Source organism: Paenibacillus sp. FSL K6-1217, assembly GCF_045040735.1.
GTDB lineage: Bacteria > Bacillota > Bacilli > Paenibacillales > Paenibacillaceae > Paenibacillus_AQ.
On the sequence record NZ_CP150271.1, the window covers coordinates 3,145,566 to 3,171,879 of the forward strand.

General features: G+C 54.0%; 24 protein-coding genes. 4 read left to right on the forward strand and 20 right to left on the reverse strand.

Annotation, left to right across the window (positions count from 1 at the left end; genetic code table 11):
• The first annotated feature begins 36 nt into the window (after positions 1 to 36).
• A complete protein-coding gene (locus MHH28_RS13930; protein ID WP_405115829.1) occupies positions 37 to 597 on the forward strand; it encodes a GNAT family N-acetyltransferase in 561 nt (186 codons plus the stop codon).
• A gap of 73 nt (positions 598 to 670) precedes the next feature.
• Complete coding sequence (locus MHH28_RS13935) at positions 671 to 1,606, forward strand: phosphotransferase family protein (protein WP_405115831.1); 936 nt, start codon at positions 671 to 673, stop codon at positions 1,604 to 1,606.
• 132 nt (positions 1,607 to 1,738) lie between these two features.
• On the opposite strand, the gene MHH28_RS13940 is transcribed toward MHH28_RS13935, so the two are convergent.
• The 3 genes from MHH28_RS13940 to lspA all read right to left on the reverse strand — a co-directional run bounded on the left by MHH28_RS13940 (position 1,739) and on the right by lspA (position 4,564).
• Positions 1,739 to 2,992, reverse strand: coding sequence for an LL-diaminopimelate aminotransferase (locus MHH28_RS13940; protein WP_405115833.1), 1,254 nt, complete (start codon positions 2,990 to 2,992; stop codon positions 1,739 to 1,741).
• 101 nt (positions 2,993 to 3,093) lie between these two features.
• Entirely contained in the window at positions 3,094 to 4,068 is a 975-nt protein-coding gene (locus MHH28_RS13945) for an RluA family pseudouridine synthase (RefSeq protein ID WP_405115835.1), read from the reverse strand.
• Complete coding sequence (gene lspA, locus MHH28_RS13950) at positions 4,061 to 4,564, reverse strand: signal peptidase II (RefSeq protein WP_405117079.1); 504 nt, start codon at positions 4,562 to 4,564, stop codon at positions 4,061 to 4,063. Before lspA ends, MHH28_RS13945 begins: the two co-directional genes overlap by 8 nt.
• A gap of 204 nt (positions 4,565 to 4,768) precedes the next feature.
• Here lspA and MHH28_RS13955 point away from each other — a divergent pair, with 204 nt between their 5' ends.
• Positions 4,769 to 5,497, forward strand: coding sequence for a TraR/DksA C4-type zinc finger protein (locus tag MHH28_RS13955; protein WP_405115837.1), 729 nt, complete (start codon positions 4,769 to 4,771; stop codon positions 5,495 to 5,497).
• Positions 5,498 to 5,859: 362 nt separating this feature from the next.
• Here MHH28_RS13955 and MHH28_RS13960 read toward each other — a convergent pair whose 3' ends face one another.
• From MHH28_RS13960 to MHH28_RS14025, 14 genes are all read right to left on the reverse strand, one after another.
• Positions 5,860 to 6,144: a DUF5665 domain-containing protein gene (locus MHH28_RS13960; protein ID WP_340995684.1), complete on the reverse strand. Its 285-nt coding sequence runs from the start codon at positions 6,142 to 6,144 to the stop codon at positions 5,860 to 5,862.
• 453 nt (positions 6,145 to 6,597) lie between these two features.
• Complete coding sequence (gene ileS / locus MHH28_RS13965) at positions 6,598 to 9,690, reverse strand: isoleucine--tRNA ligase (protein WP_405115839.1); 3,093 nt, start codon at positions 9,688 to 9,690, stop codon at positions 6,598 to 6,600.
• Between the two features lie 1,502 nt (positions 9,691 to 11,192).
• On the reverse strand, positions 11,193 to 12,245 hold the full coding sequence (gene pseI / locus MHH28_RS13970; RefSeq protein WP_405115841.1) for a pseudaminic acid synthase: 1,053 nt from the start codon (positions 12,243 to 12,245) through the stop codon (positions 11,193 to 11,195).
• Positions 12,223 to 12,795 carry a UDP-4-amino-4,6-dideoxy-N-acetyl-beta-L-altrosamine N-acetyltransferase gene (pseH, locus tag MHH28_RS13975; protein WP_405115843.1) on the reverse strand — a complete coding sequence of 191 codons (573 nt, stop codon included), beginning with the start codon at positions 12,793 to 12,795 and terminating at the stop codon, positions 12,223 to 12,225. Before pseH ends, pseI begins: the two co-directional genes overlap by 23 nt.
• Positions 12,779 to 13,861 carry a UDP-2,4-diacetamido-2,4,6-trideoxy-beta-L-altropyranose hydrolase gene (gene pseG, locus MHH28_RS13980; protein ID WP_405115845.1) on the reverse strand — a complete coding sequence of 361 codons (1,083 nt, stop codon included), beginning with the start codon at positions 13,859 to 13,861 and terminating at the stop codon, positions 12,779 to 12,781. Before pseG ends, pseH begins: the two co-directional genes overlap by 17 nt.
• Positions 13,862 to 13,878: 17 nt before the next feature.
• A complete protein-coding gene (locus MHH28_RS13985) occupies positions 13,879 to 14,673 on the reverse strand; it encodes an SDR family oxidoreductase (RefSeq protein ID WP_405115847.1) in 795 nt (264 codons plus the stop codon).
• Positions 14,674 to 14,677: 4 nt separating this feature from the next.
• A complete protein-coding gene (locus MHH28_RS13990) occupies positions 14,678 to 15,595 on the reverse strand; it encodes an aldo/keto reductase (RefSeq protein ID WP_405115849.1) in 918 nt (305 codons plus the stop codon).
• 19 nt (positions 15,596 to 15,614) lie between these two features.
• Positions 15,615 to 17,384, reverse strand: a complete 1,770-nt coding sequence (locus tag MHH28_RS13995; protein ID WP_405115851.1) for an N-acetylneuraminate synthase family protein — start codon at positions 17,382 to 17,384, stop codon at positions 15,615 to 15,617.
• Between the two features lie 5 nt (positions 17,385 to 17,389).
• Positions 17,390 to 18,601, reverse strand: coding sequence for a UDP-4-amino-4,6-dideoxy-N-acetyl-beta-L-altrosamine transaminase (gene pseC / locus MHH28_RS14000; protein ID WP_405115853.1), 1,212 nt, complete (start codon positions 18,599 to 18,601; stop codon positions 17,390 to 17,392).
• Positions 18,598 to 19,563, reverse strand: coding sequence for a dTDP-glucose 4,6-dehydratase (locus MHH28_RS14005; RefSeq protein WP_405115855.1), 966 nt, complete (start codon positions 19,561 to 19,563; stop codon positions 18,598 to 18,600). Before MHH28_RS14005 ends, pseC begins: the two co-directional genes overlap by 4 nt.
• A gap of 11 nt (positions 19,564 to 19,574) precedes the next feature.
• Positions 19,575 to 20,579 (reverse strand): SDR family NAD(P)-dependent oxidoreductase, encoded by a 1,005-nt coding sequence (locus tag MHH28_RS14010; protein WP_405115857.1) that lies wholly within the window; start codon positions 20,577 to 20,579, stop codon positions 19,575 to 19,577.
• Between the two features lie 17 nt (positions 20,580 to 20,596).
• Positions 20,597 to 22,021, reverse strand: a complete 1,425-nt coding sequence (locus MHH28_RS14015; protein WP_405115859.1) for a CDP-glycerol glycerophosphotransferase family protein — start codon at positions 22,019 to 22,021, stop codon at positions 20,597 to 20,599.
• Between the two features lie 44 nt (positions 22,022 to 22,065).
• Positions 22,066 to 22,839, reverse strand: coding sequence for a glycosyltransferase family 2 protein (locus MHH28_RS14020; protein WP_405115861.1), 774 nt, complete (start codon positions 22,837 to 22,839; stop codon positions 22,066 to 22,068).
• 178 nt (positions 22,840 to 23,017) lie between these two features.
• Positions 23,018 to 23,992 (reverse strand): glycosyltransferase, encoded by a 975-nt coding sequence (locus MHH28_RS14025; RefSeq protein ID WP_405115863.1) that lies wholly within the window; start codon positions 23,990 to 23,992, stop codon positions 23,018 to 23,020.
• Between the two features lie 111 nt (positions 23,993 to 24,103).
• On the opposite strand from MHH28_RS14025, the gene MHH28_RS14030 reads away from it, so the two are divergent.
• Complete coding sequence (locus MHH28_RS14030; RefSeq protein ID WP_405115865.1) at positions 24,104 to 24,541, forward strand: hypothetical protein; 438 nt, start codon at positions 24,104 to 24,106, stop codon at positions 24,539 to 24,541.
• Between the two features lie 96 nt (positions 24,542 to 24,637).
• Here the strand turns inward: MHH28_RS14030 and MHH28_RS14035 are convergent, their stop codons facing one another.
• The 3 genes from MHH28_RS14035 to MHH28_RS14045 form a co-directional block, all read right to left on the reverse strand.
• Positions 24,638 to 25,123 carry a DivIVA domain-containing protein gene (locus MHH28_RS14035; protein ID WP_036690176.1) on the reverse strand — a complete coding sequence of 162 codons (486 nt, stop codon included), beginning with the start codon at positions 25,121 to 25,123 and terminating at the stop codon, positions 24,638 to 24,640.
• A 131-nt stretch (positions 25,124 to 25,254) separates the two neighbouring features.
• On the reverse strand, positions 25,255 to 26,037 hold the full coding sequence (locus MHH28_RS14040) for an RNA-binding protein (protein ID WP_405115867.1): 783 nt from the start codon (positions 26,035 to 26,037) through the stop codon (positions 25,255 to 25,257).
• 4 nt (positions 26,038 to 26,041) lie between these two features.
• Complete coding sequence (locus MHH28_RS14045) at positions 26,042 to 26,311, reverse strand: YggT family protein (protein WP_036724260.1); 270 nt, start codon at positions 26,309 to 26,311, stop codon at positions 26,042 to 26,044.
• Positions 26,312 to 26,314: the final 3 nt, after the last annotated feature.

Below are 26,314 nucleotides of genomic sequence, written 5' to 3' on the forward strand. Positions count from 1 at the left end.
GATAAAACTGGAAGGGAACTGGAGGCGAATATATTCATGAACCTGGAGTTTATTACTATAGAAGAGTGGGATGAGGCGTTGTGGGGGCGGATGGAGCGGATCTATCATGAGGCTTTTCCCAGCGGGGCCAAGACGGAAGCGATTCTCCGCAGTATGCTGAACCGGAGGATTGGTTACTTACATGCAGGGGTGCATCAGGGAGTCGTTGTTGCGATGGCTGTTACGGGTGTTGTAGGCCAAGCTGCGGACAAGATCCTGATCATTGATTACCTGGCGGTGGATAAGGCCTTGCGCGGTGCGGGGATGGGGACCTGGATGCTCGAGCAGATCAGAGCCTGGGCGGTGCATAAACATGGCATCCGGGGGATCATCATCGAGGCAGAATCCGGGACTACAGCGTCTCACATGGAACGCATTCATTTCTGGGAGCGCAACGGGTTCGTCCTAACCTCCTATGTGCATCAATATAGAATGGTACCGGAGCCGTATCAGGCGATGATGCTGCCGCTGGACGGAACCGGAGTTGTGCCGGATGACGGCGAAGCGCTGTTCCGCTATATCAATGCTTTTCACAGCAAGGCCTACCGGAAGGGTTAGGCTGCAGTCCGATCAGGTCAAGCGGAGTTTCCTGCTGGCCCTTTAAAAATTACAGAGAGGGAGGAACGGAATTATGAAAGACCGTGTGATTACCCAAGCGGAACGGCTGGCAGTCGATTATCTTCAAGAAACAGTCAAAGCATCATACCAGATTATCGGAAAAGGCTTCGTAAATCAGGTGTGTGTAGTCGAAACAGCGGCTCATAAGGTCGTAGTCCGCATGAACTCAGCAGATGCCTATCCAGGTTATGTAAAAGAGAAATGGTGTATTGAGCAGGCTGCCAGTCATGGCATTCCCGGACCTGAGGTACTGACCATAGGGTTAGCTGATGAAACAGCTTATATGATTCAGAGTTTCGTGGAGGGGGACAACGGGCTGGACAGTACGGTTCCGAAGCCAGATATCTGGAGGCAGCTCGGCCGTTATGCACAGCTTATTCATTCCATCCCTGTAAGGGGATATGGGGAGAATCTGGTCGATCCGCTCCAGGGGGAGTTCCATTCACCGGCGCATCCAGGCTCGGACGGCAGCTGGCTTGGGCATGTGCAGTACAATATTAATAGTCTGAAGAAGGACGACCCGCTGATTAAGCTTGGAGTAATCAATCTGGTACAGTCACAGAAAGCGCGGAAGTTGTTTGAGAATCTGAAAGAAGAACCGTTCCGCTTCGGCTTAATCCATGGAGATCTTTCTTTGAAGAATACGATGATTACCAGGACCGGCGAAGTTCTTTTGCTTGACTGGGGCAATGCAGAAGTAGGAGCGGTACCGCATGGTGACGTAATGTGGGTTATGCAGATTCGTATGCTGGACGGAGAGCCGGGTATGGAAGAATTCCAGGCTTTTCTGGACGGGTATGGCATCAGTACAGAAGAACTTGCGGACATGAAACCCTGGCTGCTGCTAAAAGCGTTCGATAACCTCAGGTGGGCTGTCGACCGGAGTCCGGACCGTATCGAGGGCTATGCAACGTTTGCGAAGCAGGTAGTGGACATGCTGACGTTGTAGCAACCTCAGTTAGGTTGCAGTTTGTATAACATTTGGCCCGAGAAGAGCGAACCGATAAATGTATGAGCGATCAGCTGCCAAAACAAAAAGCCGCCGCAGATTTCTCCGCAGCGGCCAGTCTTCAAACCAAGCTTAAAATTCAAATTCAACGTCGCTCAAGCGTCTTTGAATTTCGGAGATGACACGCTTCTCCTCTTCCTCGCCCTTGGCGACGAAGGTGACGGAGAAACGTACGAACGCACCGGCATCATCCCATGGCACGGTGGAGATGAGCTTCTCGCGGATCAGGAACTGCGAGAAATCTTCGCCGGATTCGAAGCGGCGTCCGCCCTTGACGCCTTTGGGCGCGGCTACATAGAGGAAGAAGGAGCCCTTCGGCTTCTCGGCCTTGAAGCCCAGGCTGTTCAGCGCATCCACCAGCATGTTGTGGCGGCGGGAGTACTTGGCGGCAATCGCTTCGGTGATCTCAGGATGGGAGAGGCCGTAGGCGGCAGCTTTTTGAATCGCGATGAACTGCCCGGAATCATTATTGTCCTTCACATCACTGAATGCCTTCACGATCAGCGGATTGCCGGCCACGAAGCCGATTCTCCAGCCGGTCATGTTGTAGGACTTGGACAGAGAATGCAGCTCAACGCCGACATCCTTGGCACCAGGCACGGACAGGAAGCTCAGCGGCTTCACGCCGTCATAAGTCAATGCCGCATAAGGAGCATCATGGATGACAACTACATCATATTTCTTGGCCCAGGCAACCACTTCGCTGAAGAATTCAGGGGTGGCGCTTGCGCCGGTAGGATTGTTCGGATAGTTGAGGTAGAGCAGCTTCGCCTTGCGGGCTACATCTTCCGGAATAGCGTTCAGGTCAGGCAGGAAGTTGTTCTCCTTCTTCAGCTCCACGGAATAGACTTGTCCACCCAGATACTTGGTGTGAGTCCCCAGCACCGGGTAACCCGGAATGGTCATGATCGTGATATCGCCCGGATTAATGAATACGGATGGCAGCATAGCCAGCGCAGGCTTCGAGCCGATGGAATGCACGATTTCCGTTACAGGGTCAATGCCGTCCACCTGAAAAACTTCCTTAAGGTACACAGCCGCAGCCGCCTTGAATTCAGGAATTCCGTTATCGGAGTAGCCGCGGTTCTCTTCCTTGGCCGCTTCCAGCGCCAACCGGGCTACAATGCCTTCATCCGCCATTTCGTCCGGCTCGCCGACACCCATGTCAATCAGTTCAATCCCCGGAAAATCCTGCTTCGCCGATGCTTTGGCGCGTTTGATTTTCTCGAATTTGTAGATCGAGGTGTCCTTACCGTATCCTTCGCCGCCGATGCGGTCTGCGAAATTCGTCTGAATGAATGTAGCCTGATATTGTTCAATACTCATAATCTTCTACTCATCTCCTGGGCCTAAATTGTGGATCTCTGCTCTAAATATGACGCAAATTCGGCCTGTGTACCATGGATTTATAATCTATTGATTTGTACTTATCTGCTGCGCAGCGTAAATAGCAATTCTTCCATATCCGCCGGAATCGGCGCACTGAACTCCTTGTACTCGCCTGTAGAAGGATGCACAAACCCCAGGACCGCTGCATGCAGGGCTTGTCCGTTCATGGTGGTTCCCTTGCTGCGCCCGTAGATCGGATCACCCACCAGCGGATGGCCGATGAACTTCATGTGGACACGGATCTGGTGCGTCCGCCCCGTCTCAAGCTGAAGCTCCAGCAGCGTGCAGTCGCCCAACCGCTCCAATACGGTGAAATGCGTCACGGACCGCTTGCTGTTCTTCTCGGTTACCGTATACAGCTTGCGGTCATGCGGGTCACGGCCGATCGGAGCATCTACGGTTCCCTTGTCATGGGACAGATTGCCGTGCACCACTGCAATATAGCGGCGGGTCACGCTGTGCTCCTTAAGCTGGGCAGACAGCGAAGCATGACTGGCGTCATTCTTGGCTGCCATAATCAGACCGGAGGTATCCTTGTCGATCCGGTGGACAATACCCGGACGGATCTCGCCGTTAATGCCGGAGAGGTCCTTGCAGTGATACATCAGCGCATTGACCAGGGTGCCGGAGGGATGTCCCACTGCCGGATGCACGACCATACCGCGCGCCTTGTTCACTACAATCACATCACTGTCTTCATAAGCCACTTCAATTGGAATATCCTGTGCGATCAGATCCGTAACCTCGGGTTCCGGCACGGTAACGGTTACCTTATCGCCTTCATTCAGCTTGTAGTTAGCTTTGACCGGCGAGCCGTTCACCACTACATGGCCGCTGCTGATCCATAGCTGGATCTGGGAGCGGGAAATCTCGTCCTCCCAGGCCTCCGTAATGTATTTATCAATCCGCTCCCGCGCATTCTCGGCGGCAACGATCCATTCGGTGACGTCTCTGTCTTCCTCGGGGGCGCCAGAATCCGCCAGCTCCTTGACGTCTTTGTTCAAATCATTCATTCCCTTCTTTGACTTCCTGTGACTCCTTCACCTCGGTGACTTCCTGTTCGCCCTTCACTTCCAGCAGCGTATCCAGAATAATCAGACCTACCCCGACCACGATACAAGAATCGGCCACGTTGAAGATCGGGAACGTATAGCTGCCGAAATTGAACATCAGGAAATCCACAACCTCACCGCTTAGAATCCGGTCCAGGAAGTTGCCGACCGCTCCCCCAAGAACCAGCGCCAGCGCGGTTGGCAGCAGCTTGCGGGTTTTGCGGGCCTTGTTCAGGTACCAGACGATTCCGCATACAACGATTACCGTAATCACGATGAAGAACCACTGCTGTCCCTCCAGAATTCCAAAAGCGGCTCCACGATTGCGGTGGGACGTAATAATGAAGAAATCCTTGATCACCGGAATTTGCTCTGCGAGCTCCAGCCGGGTGGCAATCAGATATTTGGTACCCTGGTCAATCAAAAATACAATTAGCGCAATCAGAAAGTACACCACAGAAGTTGTCACTCCGTTCTTATTTTTCCCGCGGCTTCGCGGTACGAATACTGTATAAAGACTTGTATATTGTAGCACAGGCCTCAAGATACCGTCCATGGCATGGACACTCGGATCTGTAATGTCCGGGCACTATTTGCCATCGCTAAAAAAGGGCCCCGGAGGCCAAGCTATCCTTAAGAAGAACCGAAAGGGGCCACAGCAATGAGCCATCTGACACCACAGCAGCTCTCCGGGCTGCGCACTACTCTCCTCCAGCAGCAGGAGGACATTAAGCAGAGGCTGAAGAGCAGCGGACAATATGGACTGCAGGAGGCGATGCGGGACAACACCGGAGAGCTGTCCGAAATCGATAACCATCCCGGCGATGCTGCCACAGAGCTGTATAACCGTTCCATGGATATCTCCCTGCTGGAGCGCGATGAGCATGAGCTGGACGATATTGAATCAGCCCTGAGGGCGATGGACGAAGGAACCTACGGCATCTGCATCGCCAGCGGCGAACCGATTCCCTATGAGCGTCTGGCCGCCCTTCCCTCTACCCGCTACACGAAAGAACATGCCCCCCGTCAGAGTGCTCCTTTTACCCGGCCGGCCGAGGAGGAGCTGCTGTCTCCGCCGTTTGGCCGCACCAGTCTGGATGAGCGTGAAGACCAGAACGGGTTCGATGGCGAGGATGCCTGGCAGATCGTGGAGAGCTGGGGCAACTCGGATTCCCCTGCGATGGCTGAGGGCAGCAACATCGGCTCTTACAATGATATGGAGATTGAAGCAGACGAGACCGAAGGCTTCGTGGAGCCCTGGGAGAATTTCGTGGCCACCGACATTACCGGTAATCATCTGACCATCATCAAGGGCAACAGCTACCGCCATTATATGGACGACGAAGAAGGCGACTATCTGCTGGACCCGACCCGGAAAGAACGGAGGTAGCAGGGCTTGCACAGCAAATGAGCACAAACCATGCCCAGCTAATACTTGGCATTGGGTTAGGAATGATCCGATGAGAGAGCTGGAGAGGCTTAATTGTACTTTGTACAGCTAAAACATCTGATTTATACGCTATATCTCGTGGTAGTTGCATTCCGTACATTTAAAAAGCCTTGTTCTCTAAGTTTGGTCCTCTTTAGGCGAATTTAGTTGTACAGATTACAGTTATCCGTCTAAATCAGGCTATTTCGCAGCATTTAGGTGTACATTCTACAACTATCCCTGTGCTTGTCTTGGAACCCTGTTCCACTTCCTGCTAATCGCAAGACCCCACCATTGTGGGGTTCTTTCCTGTTCATCCACGCTCAGAACGTCTTCAGCTCCAGCTGGTGCTGGACAATCCGCACAATGTCTGCGATATAATCGCCGATAATCGGCAGATTCAGCGCACCCAGCACCTGAAGCACATAAATAATCGTCGCCGCAAAAAAAGTAAACCCGAGCGCAATCCCCAGCCCCCTGGCCACGCCGGAGAGGATGTTCAGCCAGATCAGCCGGAACGGGGAATACAGCAGCTCGGTGTATTCCGAGATCCGTGATTTCTCCATCTGCTGGGCCAGACTCGTGGTCATCCGGTACAGGGCGTTCAGCTTCTCTTCCGGCGGAAGAGCGGCCGGATCAACGGCTGCTGTGCCAGCCCTTGCAGGCTTGGGAGAGGAAGAGGCTTGCAGATTGTGCTCAGGGTATCCTGTCTTCTGGTCTGTTTTCCCTACTGGACCTGCTGCTGAATGCCGGGACTTCTGCTCCTCCTGCGGGGCTTCCTCCCTGCTGCTGCCTCTGTCCGTGGTTCTGATCGATATTCTGCCCGGTCCTTCCGGCCGCTGCGGCTGCTCCGCAGGAAACTTCCCGTTGTTCCCTCCACCCATGCCCCTGCACCTCCTGGTTGTCTGTACACCGCAAAACAAACGAGCCCGGTCAAAGAGAATTCTCTCTTCAAGCACAGGGCTCGTCATTTGCATTCTAACCCGTGGAAACTTTTCCTTTGCGGCTAGTATATGCCATGCAGGGACAAGTAATGCAGGATATGCGCGTCTATTCCGGGGTTAAGCGCCGATATGAATACCGATGCTCTTGCCGCCGGCATCCACCGTCTCATAGGTATAATCTCCGTCAAAATCAACCGTAGTCACCAGTACATTCTCACGCAGTACATGCTCGAATGCGGTCACCGCCGCCTTCAGCTCGTCATCAACATGCAGTGTCAGGGCAATCCGCTTGTCAATCGGCAGATCCAGACGTTTGCGGTAATCCTGTACCGCACGTACGACTTCGCGTACCCAGCCTTCCTGTACCAGCTCCGGCGTGATTTCCGTATTCAGGGCCACGGTCAGTCCATAGCCGGAAGCGGAGGCAAAGCCTGGTTTGGCCTGCTTCTCGACCAGCAGTTCCTCGGACGTAATCTGCAGCTCTTCCCCGTCCGGTGACACAATGGCGATGACGCCCTCTTGTACCGCTTTGCGGGTAGCGTCACTGTCCATCGCCTTCAGGAAGCCTTGCAGGAAGCCGACGCTCTTGCCGTATTTCTTGCCCGCCACCTTCAGGTTCAGCTTCAGGGTGAAGTCTACGAAGCCGCTGTCGCTGTGCTCGATGACGATATGTTTGACGTTGATCTCGTCTTTGATCAGCTCTTCATAATCCGCCACGTTGAAGTTGTCAGGGATGGAGACAATCAGCTCGGACAACGGCTGGCGGGTCTTGATGCCGCTCTCGTTGCGGACGTTGCGGGCCAGCTCGACGATGCCGCGGGCGTACTCCATATCTTTTTCCAGCGCTAGGTCGATCAGGTTCTCGTCCGCTTCCGGATAATCTGCCAGATGTACGCTCTCCCCGCCGCCCAGATTCGTGAAGATATCCTCGGACAGCATCGGAGTGAACGGAGCCATCAGCTTGGCTGTAGTCAGCAAGACATGTGTAAGGGTACGGTAAGCATCCAGCTTCTCTTCACCCAGCCCGCTGCCCCAGAACCGGTCACGGGAACGGCGGATATACCAGTTGCTCAGCTCATCCACGAAGTTCTCAATAGCCTTGGAGGTGTTGACGAAATCGTTCACGGCCAGTCCCTTATCCACCAGCACGATCAGGCTGTTCAGACGGGACAGAATCCAGCGGTCAAGCTTATGCTCAGACACCTTGAACGGGTAATCCGCAGGATCATAGCCGTCGATCCCGGCATACAGCGTCAGGAACGCATGGGTGTTCACCAGTGTATCTACAACCTTGGACTTCGTCTCTCCCACCAGACCGCGCGAGAAGCGCTTGTTGTTCCACGGCGCACTGTCGGACAGAATGGCCCAGCGGAAGGCATCCGTGCCGTATTCGTTCATGATCTCCCACGGGTCGATAACATTGCCTTTGGATTTGGACATCTTCTGGCCATTCTCATCGAAAATGTGGCCGTGGGCGATGACCGCTTTGTACGGCGCTTTGCCCGTGAACAGGGTCGATACCGCCAGCAGGCTGTAGAACCAGCCGCGCGTCTGGTCGATCCCTTCACAGATCATATCCGCCGGATACTGGTCTTCGAACCGGTCCTGATTCTCGAACGGATAATGACTCTGCGCGAACGGCATGGAGCCGCTGTCGAACCAGACGTCAATCACTTCCGGGGTACGGACCATGACGCCGCCTTCGCTGAACGGACTGCGCAGCTTGATATTGTCCACATATGGCTTATGCAGCTCGATATCCTCTGCCACTTCCCCGATGGCCATCGATCTCAGTTCAGCAATGCTGTGCGGTGCGAATTCCTTGCCGGTATCCTGGCAGACCCATACGTTAAGCGGTGTGCCCCAGTAGCGGTTGCGGCTGATGTTCCAGTCTACCAGTTCCTCCAGGAACTTCCCGAAGCGTCCTTCGCGCACATGATCCGGGTACCAGTCCACACTATTGTTGTTGGCAATCAGCTGATCCTTGATCGCAGTCGTCTGGATGAACCAGCTGTCTGTTGCGTAATAGAGCAGCGGAGTATCGCAGCGCCAGCAGAACGGATAACTGTGCTCGTATTTCTCTTTATGGTAGAGCAGTCCGCGTTCGGACAGCATTTTCACGATATCCAGATCGCAATCCTTCACGAACCGTCCGGCAAAATCGCTCACTACACTGGTATATTTACCGGAAGTATCTACTACATTCACGAAGCTGATGCCATTCTCGCGGCAGCTCTTATAGTCGTCTTCCCCGTGCGCCGGAGCCATATGTACAATCCCGGTACCGCTGGAATCCGTTACAAATGAGGCCCCTACAATCACATTATGCTTCTCAGCCTTGATATAACCGAACGGCGGAGCATAGCTCTGACCGATAAAGTCAGCGCCTGTATGCGTAGACAGGATGGTGTACTCGCCCTTCAGCACTTCGTCCACCAGATTCTTCGCCAGCACATACACGCCGTCTTCCTGCTGTGCACGCACATATTCCATAGCCGGGTTCATCGCCAGCGCCATGTGCGCCGGAAGCGTCCAAGGCGTAGTGGTCCAGGCCAGCACATAATCGCCGCTGCCGTCCAGCTTGAACTTGGCGGTAGCACTCAGATCTTTAACCGTCTTATACCCCTGCGCTACTTCATGGGAGCTGAGGGTCGTCTGACAGCTGGGGCAGTACGGGCTGACGCGGTGCCCCCGGTACATCAGGCCTTTCTCATGCACCGTAGCCAGGATATTCCACACGCTCTCAATGTACGTATTGTCCAGCGTAACGTAAGGGTTATCCAGATCGGTCCAATAGCCGATCGCTTCCGTGAATTCCCGCCACTGCTTCTCATAGCCGAATACACTTGCTTTACATTCCTTGATGAACTTCTCCACGCCGTATTCTTCGATATCCTGCTTGCCGGAGATGCCGAGCTTCTTCTGCACTCCGAGCTCTACCGGCAGGCCGTGCGTATCCCAGCCCGCTTTGCGGATGACGCGGAAGCCCTTCATGGTCTGATAGCGGCCGATAAAATCCTTGATGACCCGGCCCAGCACATGCCCGATATGCGGCACCCCGTTCGCGGTCGGCGGTCCTTCATAGAACACATAGTTCGGGCGTCCCTCACGGTTCTCCATCGATCTGCGGAACGTGTTCTCCTCGCTCCATTTCTTCAAGATCCGGACATCTCTGGCCCGGGCTTTTTCTTTGACGTCTACCTTATGCATGATGTTCAATCCTTTCGTTTAGTCTTAAACTTTATTCGGATTTCATCCGAGCCTTCTTTTAAAATAAAATATTTCTACCCTAAACCTATCCAAGCTTTTCGATCCCTCCCAAACCCTCCCTTCGCCAAGGGAGGGCCCCAAGGGCGCTGCCCTCTGGACACCCGCAGGTAAGTACATTGTGCTTGGAGGGGTGTCCGCGGACGGGAAGGATTACTTCGACGGTGGATCGGCCCTTCTTAGGCTGCCCTACGGGTACGCCTGCGGGGCCTTAACTGCGCTGGAGCGCCGGGCTTCCGCCCGGGGTCCATGCCGTTGGCTCTTGGGCCTCCCGGCCCGCGAACCCGGAGGGCAGCACTGGACGGGCTTGCCGTTTGTTCTTGGGCCACCCGGCCCGCGAACCCGGAGGGCAGCTACTTGGCCGGGGGCTTGCCGTTGGCTCTTGGGTCACCCGGCCCGCGATCCCGGAGGGCAGCACTGGACGGGGGGCTTGCCGTTGGCTCTTGGGCCGCCCGGCCCGCGAACCCGGAGGGCAGCTACTTGGCCGGGGGCTTGCCGTTAGCTCTTGGGCCACCCGGCCCGCGAACCCGGAGGGCAGCTACTTGGCCGGGGGCTTGCCGTTGGCTCTTGGGTCACCCGGCCCGCGATCCCGGAGGGCAGCTACTTGGCCGGGGGCTTGCCGTTAGCTCTTGGGCCACCCGGCCTGCGAACCCGGAGGGCAGCACTGGACGGGGGTCTTTGCCGTTAGCTCTTGGGCCACCCGGCCCGCGATCCCGGAGGGCAGCACTGGACGGGGGGCTTGCCGTTGGCTCTTGGGCCACCCGGCCTGCGAACCCGGAGGGCAGCTACTTGGCCGGGCAAGGCCCGGGGTCTTTGCCGTTAGCTCTTGGGCCCCCGGCCCGCGATCCCGGAGGGCAGCTACTTGGCCGGGCTGGGCCCGGGGTCTTGCCTTTGTCAGTCAAGGCCCCCGCAGGCGTACCCGATAGGGCAGCCTAAGAAGGGCCGGTCCTACACCGAACAAATTTCCCCCCTTCCGCGGACGCCTCTCCAACCTCGATAAGCACTTGTTGCGGGTGTCCAGAGGGCGGCCAGCCCTTGGGGTCCCCCTTGGAAGGGGGATTTAGGGGGATAAAAAAATAATGCGCTGCCCCGCCCCCAAAGGGGCGAGACAGCGCTCGCGATACCACCCTAATTTGCACTTCACGCACATCCTAAGGGGTGTGAATTCAGTACAATCTCAGTCCGCCGGCAACAGATAGCCATACGGGTCCGGGATAACGTCCGGCAGACGGCGGAGCCTACGCACGTATACACGCTTCAGCTTAGCTTCTAGGGGAGGATCTTCGGGTAAGGCGTGAACGATCGGCTCGCAGCAAGCACCGACTCTCTGGAGAACGTTACCTTATCGTACTTGTCCCGTCATCGAATTTAGATTCAATGGATACAGATATGTTCTAGTTATAGACGTTTTCTCCCCAATTGTCAAGACGGATGACAACAGCCGATTACAGCAGCAGCTCCCAGCTCAGCGGGGTGCCGATGGGCAGATGGGTTCTCAGGCGTTTGCCAAGAAGCAGATCATAGTACTTGGGGGCGAGGCCGTAGCCGGGACGGACGACTTTGATATTCTCCGCAGTCAGCAGTTCCCCGGCCTTGATGTCCTTGGCGGTATAGATGGAACGTCTGAATTGAAGGGATTTCTCTTCTTCCGGGGTGGGGCCGATGGAGACGCCGCCGAGCGCCTTCCAGGCCGTATCCGTCTCCCGGACCAGGGAAGCAAATTCCGCAGGCTCCAGGGAGAATGCCGCATCTACCCCGCCTTCTGCGCGGTTTAGGGTGAAGTGCTTTTCGATAACGGTGCTGCCCAGGGCTACGCTTGCTACGGCGGCTCCTACGCCCAGGGTATGGTCGGACAGGCCCACCTGGCAACGGAATACGTCGCGCAGATAGGGAATGGTGTTGAGGTTGGTATTTTCGGGCGATGCCGGATAGCTGCTGGTGCATTTGAGCAGGATATATTCCCGGCAGCCGGCTTCGGTTATGGTCTGGACCGCCTGTTCAATGTCGCCAAGCGAGGCCATTCCGGTCGAGATGATCATCGGCTTACCTTTGGAGGCTACCTTTCGCAATAAGGGAATATCATTATTTTCAAAGGAAGCAATCTTATAGCAGTCGACTCCGAGCGTCTCCAGGAATTCGAGCGAGGTCTCGTCGAACGGGGTGCTGAACGGAATCATCCCGAGTGCCCGGCACGAAGCAAAGATAGGCTCATGCCACTCCCAGGGAGTATACGCTTCAGCGTACAGCTCATACAGCGATTTCCCCTTCCAGAGTCCGTTCGAAGCCCCAATCATGAAATCCTTGTCCTGCAGATTAAGCGTCATGGTGTCCGGCGTATAGGTCTGGATTTTGAACGCATGTGCGCCCGCCCGGGCTGCGGCCTGAACCAGCTCCAGCGCACGCTCCAGTGAGTGATTATGATTACCGGACATCTCAGCGATTACAAAAGGCGGATGCCCGCTGCCGATGCGGCGGTTACCGATCTTGATTTCCTTCATGGCCTGTCGTTTCCTCCTTTGTCAGCCGTAGCCTATGCTTCTCCCAATCCTCCCGGAACAGGGCCATCAGCACCACATCCACAGGCTGATGATTTCTGATCCGTTGCCTGCATAGCCGGCCTTCCGTAACGAAGCCTAATTTGTGATGGTAGGACAAGCTACGCTGATTGAAATCCAGAATTTGCGCGCATACCTTACTGAGCTTCTCTTCCCGGAAAATATGGTCCAGCGCCAGGATGCCCATCCTCGTGCCGGAGCCGGGTGGACTGTTCTTCTCTCCTATATAAAAGCCCCATTCACAGGTCTTGTGACTCCTGTCAATCTGCGAGAACTGAACGAAGCCTACCGGTGTGTCCAGATAATAACAGATTCGGAGCAGTCTGCTGGTATCCCCGGCTACCGCATTCATCCAGCGGTGATGCTCTTCAAGCGGAATCATCCCGTCATGATTCATATAAGGCCTGATATGATCGGCATTGCGCCATTCCCATATCCGCCGGCTATGCTCCTGGCCCGGCTGCTCAAGCCTATAGTCATTCAGATTTGCCATAGTCCCCTCCCATAATCCTGTCTATGACCTCATCCCATTTATCCTCGCCCATCAGGCGGAGCGCCTGCTCAGACATGGCCCGTACCCGGGGCGGGGCGGCCAGCATAGCCTTGAGCCCCTGCTCAATCCCTTGCGGGGTCACCTCGCTACTCTTCCCCAGGCAATATGCAGCCCCCTGCGCATGCACCAAGGCCGTGATCTGCCGTTGATTATCCGCTGTAATAATGCACAGCGAAGGCAAGCCCAGGTAACATCGCTCCCAGGTCGTACTTCCTCCTGCTCCAATGGAGATGTCCGCCTTCTGCATTAATGCTGCCATATAATCAATCTGACAGTGGAAGCTGGCCAGCGGCAGCCCGCGGCATAACGCGGCGATGTCTTCCTTGCGGCGGTTCATTCCGCCTACAACGACATCCAGATGCAGGTTAGCCAAGGCAGGGCTCTTTAGGGCTTGTAAGGTTTTGATAGTCTCACCTGTAGGATCTGTGCCGCCAAAAAACACCAGAACCCGGCTTATGCTTCCATCACGTTCAGCCAGCCCCCGCTTAGCCGCGCGGAATTCAGGCCGGAGCAGCGTATAGCAGGTGCCTGTCAATTTCGTACAGTAAGCGGGAACCAGCCCCTGATAGCGGTCTATGGAAGCGGAAGGATTGGGGTCCAGCAGCAGATCGCATTGATGCGGGCGGTCCGCCAGATCATCAATGGCCACCAGCTTCTTCACTTTCTCCTGCACCATGGTCTCCCACCGCTTATCAATCCCGTAATGGTCAATAATGAGGCAATCCACAGGAGCAGACATCTCAATCAGCCGTGCCGTTTCCAGCGCATCGGTTCGCCAGTCCACCTGCAGCCAGAATGCAGCGTATGACGGATCAACCGGGGGCGGCAGCAGATGAACAGTATAGCCCCGGCCCCTGATATAGTCTGCCAGATTCCCCGGCAGATCGCGGCAAATGAACGAGATCCGGCCCCCTCTGGCGGCAAGCCCGGCGGCAAGTGTGAGGCAGCGCATGATATGGCCCGTGCCCATAGAATAAGAGGAGTCGGCCCGAATCCATATATTCATCGCGTTAGATGCTGTGTTTACCATGCAGTCCAGCCTCCGTCAACAGAGATATTCTCACCTGTAACATAGCTTGAGGCGGCGGAGGCCAGGAACACCATCACTCCCTTCAAATCTTCAGGAGTGCCGATCCTGCCCAGCGGGTTCTTCCGCTCCAGCTGCCGGATGAACTGCGGATCGGCTTGAACCGCTGCACTGGGAAATGGCCCGGGCGATACCGTATTGGCTCTGATTCCGTGCTGCCCGAAGTGGCAGGCAATGTACCGGGTAAATTGGCCGATCGCCGCTTTCCCTGCCCCGTAATTGGCGGGATTATCCATCCCGCTGTCACCGTAGACCTCCGGGTTTGGCGAGACCAGCCCGTACATCGAGGAGACATTAATGATCGAGCCCCCCTTTTGTTCAACCATATAGGGCAAGACGGCCTTGACACATCTGAAGGTTCCGTTGATCGTCCCGTCGAGCCCGGTCAGCCACTGCTCTTCACTCATGTCCGCCAGACTGGCCGCTGAACTGAACGCAGCATTATTGACTAAGATATCTATGGTGCCAGCCTCTTCGGCGATACTCTGAACGCATTGTCTGACAGAGGCCTCCTGCCGGATATCCATAGCCTTGCCGAAGCAGGCTGCTCCGGTGGTGCGGGCAATGGCCTCCGCAGCCTCCTTGCAGCGCTGCCCGTTCGAGCTGACCAGATAGACTGCCGCGCCTGCCTCAGCCAGTCCCTCTGCTATGGCAGTGCCCAGATAACCGGCACCTCCGGTCACCACCGCTGCCTTGCCTTGCAGATTAAATAATTCTTGAAGGGTACGCATGGGATTAGTTCCACCTCCTGGGGTCAATGATCTCTGCAGGAATATCCGTAAAGGATTCACCAAGCTTCTGCCTCACCGCCCGGCTCAGAGGGGGCAAAGCCATCATCCGCAGGTTCTCCCGCACCTGCTCCACCGTCTCACAACCAATCACTATCCCGGATACCCCCGGAAGATCCCTCACATAGAGGAAGCACAGCTCTTTAACCGGTATTCCCGTCTCCTTGCTGAAGCTGATTAATTCTAATAACGGCTGCTCCGCCTGCTTCAGCCCGGCCGGAAGCTGCTCCGGTGCCATCAGCAGCAGGCCTTGCAGATAGACACTGCGGACGAACAGTTCTGTTCCCTTCCGGGCGAGCCGCTCCAGCATTCCATTCGCTATCCACCGCTGGTCCCACACATTCAGCGGAATTTGAATGCTGTCCAGCCCCTCCATGCTTAAGAATAACTGAGTATCCTCCGCGTCATAGACGGACACACCGATTCTGCGGATCAGCTGCTGCTGCTTCAGCTCCTGCAGCATGCGCAGAATCTCGCCGTCCTGGTAGGACATGTCCAGCGGATCATGCAAGAGACAGACATCCAGCGCAGCGCACTTCAGCCGGTTCAGGGAAGAGCGGACGGAAGAGGTGACGAGCCTCCTCCGCGCTTCCTCCGTGTGCAGCCCTAACCGCTGGACGGAAGGGAGCTTCGTCACAATCTGCGGCCGGCTCCGCGGCTCTGCACCTTCCAGGCAATCTCCAATCATAGATTCGCTGTCCCCGTATCCCGGTGCGGTATCCAAATAACCAATCCCCGAGGAGAGCGCATATTGGAGCAGTTCATTACTCTGTTGTACAGAACGATTGAGGGCCACATTCGCAATTCCGTAATTTCCGCCCAACTGGGCCGTTCCCAGCACAAGGCTGGCTCTATTCATCATCATCCGAAGCCTCGCTAACTCGTTATAATCCCTTCTTCAGGGTGGTTGCTTCATTTATCTCCTTGACCAGCTCCGTATCATCCCGCCATTTCACCAGGGTGCCCCTGTTCTTCTCAGCCACCTCAGGGTGCTCTAGCAGGAATCCCTTCAATTCTTCAAAGTACAGCGGTCTTGCCCCTATATCCAGTGCCTGGTAGATGGTCTCAAACAGCTCCAGATCCTGAATCTCGTCCATCGTTAACCGCCACTCGGGATGCACCCACTCCGCAGGCAGGTCCACAGCATTGATGTTGAAGAGATGCGGATTGTTGAAGAAGTAAAAGGACAGATACTCCGCATGCGTAAGCGGATTGGCATAGCGCAGCAGTCTTCTCAGCGCTTCCACAGTGAATACATCCCCCACTGTACCCATAGTTGATTCCTTGGCGTAGGTGAAATCCGCACCGCTTGCCAGATGCCGGTCTATCAGAACCTTGAGCATCTCCGGGGAGATGGCCGGATTATCGCCGGTGACACGGACTACGATATCCGCTTGGGACGCTTCAGCCACGCTCAGCATTCTTGCGGCCACATTATCCGGATCTCCGGTGACCACCTTCACCTGATGGTTCAGGGTGAAGGCGGTAAGCGGCTGGTCGTCCGGAAGATCCGAGGTGGCCAGAACCACCTCGTAGCCGCCAGGGACAGCCAGACAGTTCATCAGGCATCTTTCAATCGCTGGAATCCCGTGAATCTCGCGCAGCGCCTTGCGGCGGAGCCGGGTGGATTTCAACCGGCAGATGACGGCAATGCAGATCTTGGGTGCTTTTACCTTCTCCGGTGTGAGGGGCGTGTTCGCAGGAATCGCTGTCGTTGCGATCATAGGGAAGGGTACGGAAGCATCGCGGGCCATGAAGGCATCCGGCACAGAGGAACGTTTATAGCATATGCTCTCAGGCGTGATGATTTCACCCGGACGCAGCTCTTGGCGGGAGACTATTCTTAAGGAGGAATCCTCCAGATACCTTCTTTCCGGTTCCCCGATGTCGAGACTGCCCTGTACACACTCTGCTTGGCGCAGCTTATCTACCATCCGCCTGAATTCCTCCGGCGTAAGCGCCGAATAATAGTCAATGCCTTTCTCCGCACGGTTCAGGGTGAGATGCTTCTCGATGACACTTGCACCCAGCAGATAGGCATAGACAGGAAGATCGACCGCCATGTCATGATCGGCATCCTCATGGTCCGCGAAGCCTACCTCCAGCTGATAGGTTTGCTTGAGATGGGCGATACGGCTGAGATTGGAATCCTCCGTCCGGGTCGGATACCCCTGGAACCCGAGCATTAGCACGATTGGGCCTGTGTAATGGCTGCGAAGGCGGGATAATTGGGTATCCATTTCCCCCTCCAGCCAGCCGCCTATGCCGACGAGTAAAGGCTTATCGAACTTGTACAGAGCTTGAATCAAAGGGGCCGACTGCAATACGGTTGAGGGTAATTTCAAGCCGTCCACCTGACCCTCAAGCTCCGCAAGCAGCCCGGCGCCCCATTCATCGTACAGATCCACCCATACCTCCAGTCCCAGATCTTTGGCAAGCTGCACAGCCTCGGCCCATTGCTGCTTACCGATGAACAAATCGATATACGTCTGATAGTGGATGAAATCCGGCACCGCTAGGCTGTCGTAATGGAACCACTGGAATTTCACCCCGTCTGCGCCGCTGCTTGCCGCTGCAAGAATCATCTCCCGCAGCCGGCCGGGGTCGCCCATATGGGCATTGGCAATCTCGGCAATCACCTTCACCTTGGCCACCTGGCTCACTTCCTTCTTCCAGAGTTGGAATAGTGGCGGATCACCTTCTTGACCGCAGTGACCACATCCATCACATCCTCAGGGTCCATGCCCGCATACAGCGGGAGCGTAATGAATTCTTCGTAGCAGCTTTCCGCGACCGGACAGATCCCCTTCTTGAACCCCAAGCTTTCGTAGTACGGATGCAGATAAGCGGGAATGTAGTGGACGTTTACCCCGATATTTTCCTTTTGCAGCGCCTGAAAGACCGTCTTCCTCGTAGCCGTCAGCTTGGAGAGCTGAAGTCTGACAATGAACAGATGCCAGCTCGACTCCGACTCTGGAAGCTGATGCGGAAGAATGAGCTCCTCGGTGGCGCTCAGCTCTTGCAGATACAAGGCGGCAAGCTGCTTGCGCTTCTCGATGAAGCTCCCGATTCTGCGTAACTGGGAGATGCCAAGTGAAGTCTGTATATCTGTGATCCGGTAGTTATAGCCGAGGAACTGCATCTCATAATACCAGGGTCCGTGATTCTCCCTTAACTTGCGCTCATCCCTTGTGATGCCATGGGTACGGAACTGCAGCAGCTTCTCATAATACGCCGGGTTATTGGTCGTGATCATTCCGCCTTCTCCCGTTGTTATATGCTTTACAGGATGGAAGCTGAACATAGTCATATCGCCGATCGCCCCGATGCTCGTATGCTTATACTTGGCACCCAGCGCATGGGCGGCATCCTCAATGACGATCAGGTTATGCTCCCGGGCAATCTGCAGGATCTCATCAAGCTGAGCGGGCTGACCGGTGAAATGGACCGGGATAATCGCCTTCGTTCTCGGGGTAATCAGCTCCCTGATCCGCCGCGGATCAATATTATACGTCAGCGGGTCGATATCCGCGAATACCGGTACGCCTCCCTGATACAGCACACAGTTTGCGGTGGCGGCAAAAGTCATGGGCGTCGTAATCACCTCATCCCCTTCGCCAATCCCGGCGGCATAACAGGCCGCATGCAATGCCGCTGTTCCGCTGGAGAAGGCCACCGCATATTTAGCCCCTGTAAACGCTGCGATCTCTGCCTCAAATTCTTCAATGGCCGGTCCGCTGGTCAAATAATCACTTTGCAGCACCTTGACCACAGACTCAATATCCTCTTCATCGATCATCTGTCTTCCATACGGCAGGTAGTGGGCACGTACAGGCTTTCCGCCGTCAATGGCCAGTTTGCTTTTACTCATGACTCTAACGGCTCCTTTCGGTGGAAGGTCTCCAGAATCCATTGCTCTGTCTTGCGGATGCCCTCTTCAATCGGTACCTTGGGCGTCCAGGACAATTGCTTCTCTGCCTTGCGGTAATTGCATAACAGCTTCTGGATCTCGCTCTGCGGGTGAATATGGGGAACATGATGGACAGGAGCCTGCCCGCCTGCAATAAGCTCGGCCAATTGATTGACGGTAATATCCTTACCGGTGCCTGCATTGATAATTTCTCCGTGCAGCTTGTCGCTGTAGCCCGCTTCCACCACGAAGTCAGCACAATCCTCCACATATAATAAATCCCGGGATTGGGTGCCGTCCCCGTAGATATTCAGCGGCTGACCCTTTAATTTGCTGTGAATGAAGATCGCCACAACGCCGCCTTCGCCGCCGGTCTTCTGGTAAGGACCATAAGTGTTGAACGGTCTTACAACGACCACCGGCAGGTCATAAGCGTAGAAATAGGATAAGACCATATTCTCCGCAGCGATCTTGGCACCGGCATAGGGGGAAGCCGGCTTGATGGGAGACTGCTCGTCAATTCCCTGCGCATCTGCCGCTCTGGCGTAGACCATGCAGGTACTCATGAAGACCATTTTCACCTGCTGCTTGCGGCATTCCTCCAGCAGATAGAAGGTGGCCAGCGTGTCATTGTTGAACGTGGTCTCAGGATCATCTATGCTGTCCTGCACATTAATGCTGGCCGCCAGATGGTAGCACAGGTCGAAGGAGGTCTCCCGGAAAAGTGCCTTCAAGGCCTCTCTATTCTTAAGGTCCATGACCTGCACCTTCTGCAAATACTCGCTATCTTCATACTCTTTCAGATTTTCCAGGGTGGAATTCGCCAGGTTATCGATTACCCATACCCTTTGTCCATCCTTTAACAAACGTCCAACCACCCATCTGCCGATGAAGCCTGTACCTCCGGTTACAAGTATATTCATAGTAGCCTCCACTAGATTAGATTTTGTTCCAATGCCAGCTTTCTTACCTGCTCCTTGGTCAGCGGGATCTCTCCTTCGGAGCTGTAGGTGCCCGGCTTCGGTGTGCCAGCCTCCCGGTATGACTGCGGTGCAGCATAGGGGGAAGGGACAATATAGACATCCGGCAATTCATAAGCGCTTAGGGATTCCTCATGCGTCATCAGCTCTTCGTACCGCTTCTCGCCCGGCTTCAGGCCAACCTCCAGAATCTTCACCGCAGACGGGCCGATGCCATATTTCTTCGGCGTCTCCTCGGCCACAACCTCAGCCAGATCCTTCAGCCTGATTACAGGCATCTTCAGAATAAAAGTCTCGCCGCCCTTGGCAAGCTGCAGGGACTGAACAGTGAGCCGGGTCGCCTGCTCCAGCGTCATCATGAACCGGGTCATCAACAGATCCGTTACCGTAATCGCTCTGCCTTCTCTGGCCTGCTTCACAAACAAGGGAATGACCGACCCTCTGGAGCCCATCACATTCCCGAACCGCACGGTACAGAACACCGTTTGGCTGGAGCCTCCCGAGGTGACGGCAGAGGAAATCAGCTTCTCTGCAGACAGCTTGGTGGCTCCGTAATTATTGGTCGGCGAAATGGCTTTATCCGTACTGGTAAAGACTACCTTGAGTACATTCTGTTGCTTCGCTGCCTGAATCACGTTATGGGTGCCGACAATATTCGTAAGTACGGCCTCGAACGGGTTATATTCACAGAAGGATACATGCTTCATGGCAGCGGTATGGAACACATAATCTATATCCTCCATCGCAGCCAGCACACGGTCATAATCCCGGACATCACCGATCAGATAGCTCAGCTTTGTGTTCCGCTGCAGCTCATCCTGGAGCTCGAACTGCTTATATTCATCTCTGCTGAGAATCCGGATGACCTGGGGCTCCTGCTTCAGCAGGAGCTTCACAATACTTTTCCCGATGGTGCCGGTTCCGCCAATGACCAGAATCCTTTTATTCCGGAAAAACACTCTCTTCACCTCCCGCTTCATCGATTCCCGCTTCCCTGGATCAAGCGGTCCATCAGATCCGCTAGCGCTTTGCCGGAGTGCGTAATCTGATAGGATTGCTCCAAAAACTTCTTCTTGATCTTCTCATAGTTTAATTTCTCTATATTGCTGGAATAGTAGCGGGCGATGATTTGGGTTAAATCGGACGGTTCTTGTTGAATATAGCGGTCTAGGGCATCATAGTAATCATATTCTCGGTTGGCCTGAATGAATTTGTAGACAAATACGGGCTTGCCGAACAGAAGACCTTCCAGCGCAACCGTGGAGAGAGTAGCGACCACAGCGTCTGAGTTCATAATCAGCTCACGGGTATCTGCCTTTCTGTCGGTCACCACATGAACATTGCTATATTCTTCTTCATACTCGGTATACAGCGAGATCAGCTTCTTGGACAGCTCCCAGGGATGGGGCTTGATAATCAACTGGAACTGCGGTTGTGAGGCCAACTGGGTGAGCAATGTGCGGATCTTGTGTTCATCCAGCGTCGGTCCGGTAGCGATTAACAAGGTGATTTTATGAGGATCAAGCGAGTAGGTCTCCCGAAAAGAATCTATGTCCGTAGACCTGGATGCAAAAATATCATCATAACGGGCATGGCCGGTAATCACGATCCGCTCCGCTTCAAGCCCTCTGCGCACATACCAGTCGTGTTCATACTGCCCGTAGATTCCGATATGACTGGAGAACACAGGGATGAATGCTTCCTCTCCCATCAGAATTCCGTGCTGCAGGCATACACTGGGAATTCCCTTGATTCCTGCAACCACAGCGAGCGTCCGGCTGGCTACATCTTCTGTCGTGCCTACCATTACAGCGGCCACCGGCAGCTCATTGTAAAGATTGAATACCATTTCAATGGTATCTACAATGGAAGGAATCCGGTTCAGGAAGGTCTGGGTAAAAAATTCATTGCTGAACGCAGGATGCCCTTCCGTCTTGGCGAACAGCTCAGATGCCTTGTGGACCAGCTCCTCCGCAGCAGCCTTGGTGTCCTGCTTGTAGCCCAGGCTGTATACATTAGGGATTCCAAACAGCTCGGTTGCTCTTGAGCGGGATAGAATCATGGCTGAATCCCCGCTGAAATGCTCGCTGATCGTTTGCTCCGACATTCTGATATAGTCCAGATTAATCAGTATTTTGCCCTGCAGATTGGACTTCACAGGCTGATAGAGCGGCGCAACCATCTTTTCAAAGAAAGGCTGGATCTGGTGCTGCTCATGAATACTGGAATGCTCCAGCTTCAGCCTGAAATCGCTGCTCCCCATCTTGCTTCTAAGCTCATCATTGATTTGTTGATAGAAGTTCGTCATCAGGGCCAGAGGGATATTCCTGTACTTCAGGTCCTGCGCAACATGGATAAATTCACTATAGAGCGACCAGTAATTGGACAGATAGATGGACAATCCGTTTCCCTCCTTGACGCTTGCTTAATTGGAAGCTTCTTTCTTTACGGCTTCTGCTTCATTAATTTCAGCTCTTCTCTCAGCTCCTTGCAGGTTCGCTGCGGAGGCAGCATCTGAATGAACTGGCTCTTCTCCTGGTGCTGCAATTGATAGTGAATCGACAGCTCGGTGATGTAGTTATCATCCAGAACTTCGTCAACCGGGTAGAAATCCCAGAACTGGTTCAGCCGCCAGAAGAACCGGCCATCGCCAATTCTATAAAACTCCGGATTCTCATCCCAGTAGGAACCGAACTTGTCTTGAATGACCGGAAGAATGGAGCTTCTGTGCAGGATGGAGCAATGATCGATGACGCAAGGGGCCACCGAAACGATTTTTTTGGCGGGTCTTAGCTGGCTTCGGGTCACTTCATTCTCTTCATTCAAGTAGTTGACCAGTGATGCAGAATAGGCAATCATTACCTCGGGGTTCTCCTCCAGATAGTCCACCATCTGCTCTAGTCTAGTATTTCTGTAACAGTTGTCATCCGTAGCATAGGAGATATACTCTCCCTTCGCTTGTTGCAGGGCCTGATTGATCAGCGCGGAATATCTGACCTTCTCCACTCTTTGTTCCAGGGTCTGAATGTCGCTCTTCATGAAGCGGATGCGCTTATCCTTCAGATAAGGCTCGATGACTTTGAGGGTCTCTTCATTCGAGTTATCATCCATCAGGTAGAATTCAAAGTCTGTGAGTGTCTGATTGAGAATGGATTCAATGGACTTTGCGATATATGCGGCCTTATTGTAGCTGGTCATGACGATCGTTACTTTTGGCAATCGAATACCTCCCTCGCTGTTTACTTGCTATCATATGTATCCTTCTTCGAAACGGTATAGGTTAGAAGACTAAATTTTCAAATGGAGGACAGAATGCGGCTCTGAATCTATGGCAAACCTGAATAAACGCCTAACAGCATGGCTGTTAAGCGTCTATCAGGTCCGGTAAATCCGTCTATCAGGCTTGCACGTTCCTTAACAAATCATGTATCCGGTGTTCAAAGGTATGGGCCGCCAGCACCTGCTGCCTCGCTGCTTCAGCAATCCGTCTGCGCTCCTCGTCATGCGCCATATAGTAATGAATCTTTTGCAGCAAATCATGCTTATCCTGATACGAAACCACCTGTTGCCCTTCCTCAAACTGTTCACGGAGCCCGCTTCTATAATCGGTAAGCAGAAACGCTCCGCAGGCGGCCGCATCGAAGGTACGGTTGTTGATGCTTGTGGCGATAATCCCTGCCCGGTTACGGTTGTACTTCTCAGCCGAAGGCCGGTGAATATTCAGCACAATCTTCGCCCCGTTGTAAAACTTAGCTGCCGTCTCCGGCGGGACCCAGGCATTCGCCAGCTCCACATTGCACTTAGCGTTGTGCTTCCATTCATGGTAGTACCGGCTCCACCCCCGCCCTACCAGCTGAATCTGATAGGCTGTGCCTGCCAGTAAGGCTTCTATAAGCTCAATCCGGTTGCTGTAAGGCACGCCTACTAAGCAGATATCACTTCTATACTCCTCGGATACGGCTTCAGGGTGAAACAGATTAGGGTCTGTACCCAGCGGCAGATGAGAGACCCGGGGATGGCCCAAAGCCCGATAATGCTCCACTGCAGCCAGGTCAATGGTGAAAATATAATCAAAATAAGCAATCAGTGGAGCTGTCCAATCCATGTAATAGGGGTCCTCTGTCATCCACACCGCCGACTTCACCCCGGATTGTCTGATGCCCTCCAGCACAGGCTCCGGAATCTTCAGACCGGCCATAAGCAGAATCAGCTCCGGCTGCCAAAAATGCTGTTTAAGCTTCAATTCATTCAACACACTGCCAGGCTGCAAAGCTTTGTAATGATGCCCCGCTTTCTGTAAAGTCTCTGTGATACGCTGTTCGAAGAAAGAATACACGCCCTGGAAGCCTGAAGTTATAAATAGGATATTCATAGCTATCACCACCATAAGTCCGATATTTTTCCAGCCTATAGGATGTTGTCTCTAACATAATATTCACTCCAATCATAGGATGGAACTATGCCATAATATGGAGGTGAAAAAATGCCGCAAACCCTCGTAGAATTTGCCCGCAGTGTCAATACCAATCTATCATTTGGACCTACCATTCCAATCGACGGGACCCAACGCCTGATTTTAGAATTCGGTATGCCTGTTCCTTCTGCAAGCAATTTCGTTGAGCTCACTACAACGGTTGGCTGGTTGGTTACGAACGTGTTTGCTACACCGCCCGTTCAGCCCACTCTCCTGCTTGAATTACTTGTGGATGGAATCCTCGTAGGCAGTGCTGAACAATCCGCCATCCCGGCGGATGAAGATGAGACGGTTCGAATGACGACCATGTTCCAGACCATCCTTACCGATCTTCCTGAAGGCTATTATGCGTTTCAAGTCTTTGCCTCCAACCTGGAGGATCTCCAAGGCGAAATTAATCTGAGTGGCCCTATCCACATTACAGGAAAAGTGATCGTACCCGTGTAAAATTCACGCAAAAAAACTCCTTAGCAGAGGTCTTGATTGACCTACTGCTAAGGAGTTTTTGTGTATTAGGGGTACAAGCTAACCGTCATCTTAGGCTCAGAGCGCGTTCTCGCTAACCTCACGGCTCTCCAGCGCATTCCAGTCATCCTGGGACAGCAGCTCCAGCTGGGCTTCCAGCAGCGTCCGGAACCGGGTACGATAGATCGAAGCCTGCTTGCGCAGCTCCTCGGTCTCGATCGCCACCTTGCGGGATTTGGACAACGCTTCGTTGATAATCCGGTCGGCGTTCTTCTCTGCTTCCTTGAGGATCAGCTGGGATTCCTTCTTGGAGTTATTCTTGACATCATCTGCAGCCTCCTGGGCTACAAGAATGGTCTTGGACAGACTCTCTTCAATATTGACGAAATGATCCAGGCGTTCCTGAAGGGTTAACAGCTGGTTGTGCAGTTCCTTATTCTCCCGGATCACACTCTCGTAATCCTTAATCACCTGATCCAGAAATTCATTGACCTCATCTTCGTCATAACCGCGGATTCTCCGGGAGAATTCCTTGTTATGTATATCGAGCGGTGTTAATGGCATGCTGTGCACCTCCTAGAAATTTCGGTGAAGATTATAGATGAAGGACAATTACCGGCGCACGGCCTGCTAAATGTCCGTGTATCCCTGAGACTATCAATTTCGACAAGCACGGCTGTAATCCTGCAAAGACTTCAGACAAATTTGCCTACCAAAATCCGGTAACGGCCCTTCTTGGTTAAGCTGCCGATCTCCAGCACCTTGAACCGTCCGAAGCCCTGAATCGAGACCATGTCCCCGTCCTTCAATGAACAGGATGGATCTTCCTCGACCTTCCAGTTCACCCGGACGCGCCCGGCCTTGATCGGGGCAAGAATCTTGCTCCGGCTCAGCCGCGTGACATCCGCTGCAATCCCGTCAAGCCGCAGGGATGCCACCGTGAACTCCATTGCCTCCAGCTTCGCTTCACTGCTGCGCAGGCCGGATAACGGCAGGATCTCAGTGCTGACGTTAACCCGGTGGACACCGGTCAAATGGATGGACAGATAATCCGCGATGTCGGCAGCCACCACCACATGACAGCCGTCTTCCAGCACATGTATATCACCGATTTTGCCTCTTTTGATACCTAGTCCCAGGATTGCTCCCATATAATCCCCATGCTCCAGCGAGAGAAATTTCTGTTCGCCTGAGGTGATCGCCAGCACGCTTAGCTCCATATCCTCATCCGTGAGGTCACGATAATCCGGAGCCAGCATTGCCCGCTTCCGCTCGGCATCCGAAGAACCGCCCTCCCAGCGCACAATCACATCAGGGTGGCGGTTCACCAGACTTTGCAGAATATAGCACTGACGGGGGTCCAGAAATTCGGTCAGCTTCGTCTCATGATACTCCCCGGCATTCGAGACCCACTCCCAGGCCTTGTCCACAAACGGCCGTTCATCCGGGTGGAAATGCCCGTAGATTTCATTCTTCATCAGATTAGCCGAAGACCGAGGCTACGATAGAGTGAAGCCCGACTGCGGCAAAGCGCAGCATGATAATCGCGACAATCGGGGAAATATCCAGCGTGCCAAACAACGGAGGGATAATCCTCCGGAACGGGGCCAGATACGGCTCCACCAGCTTGCCCAGCAGCTCGCCGATAAAGTTCTCACGCAGATTCGGCAGCCAGGACATCAGAATGTATACGAGGATCATGTAATAGTAAATCTGAAATAGGATGTCTATTATTGAAGATATTTCATTCAAACC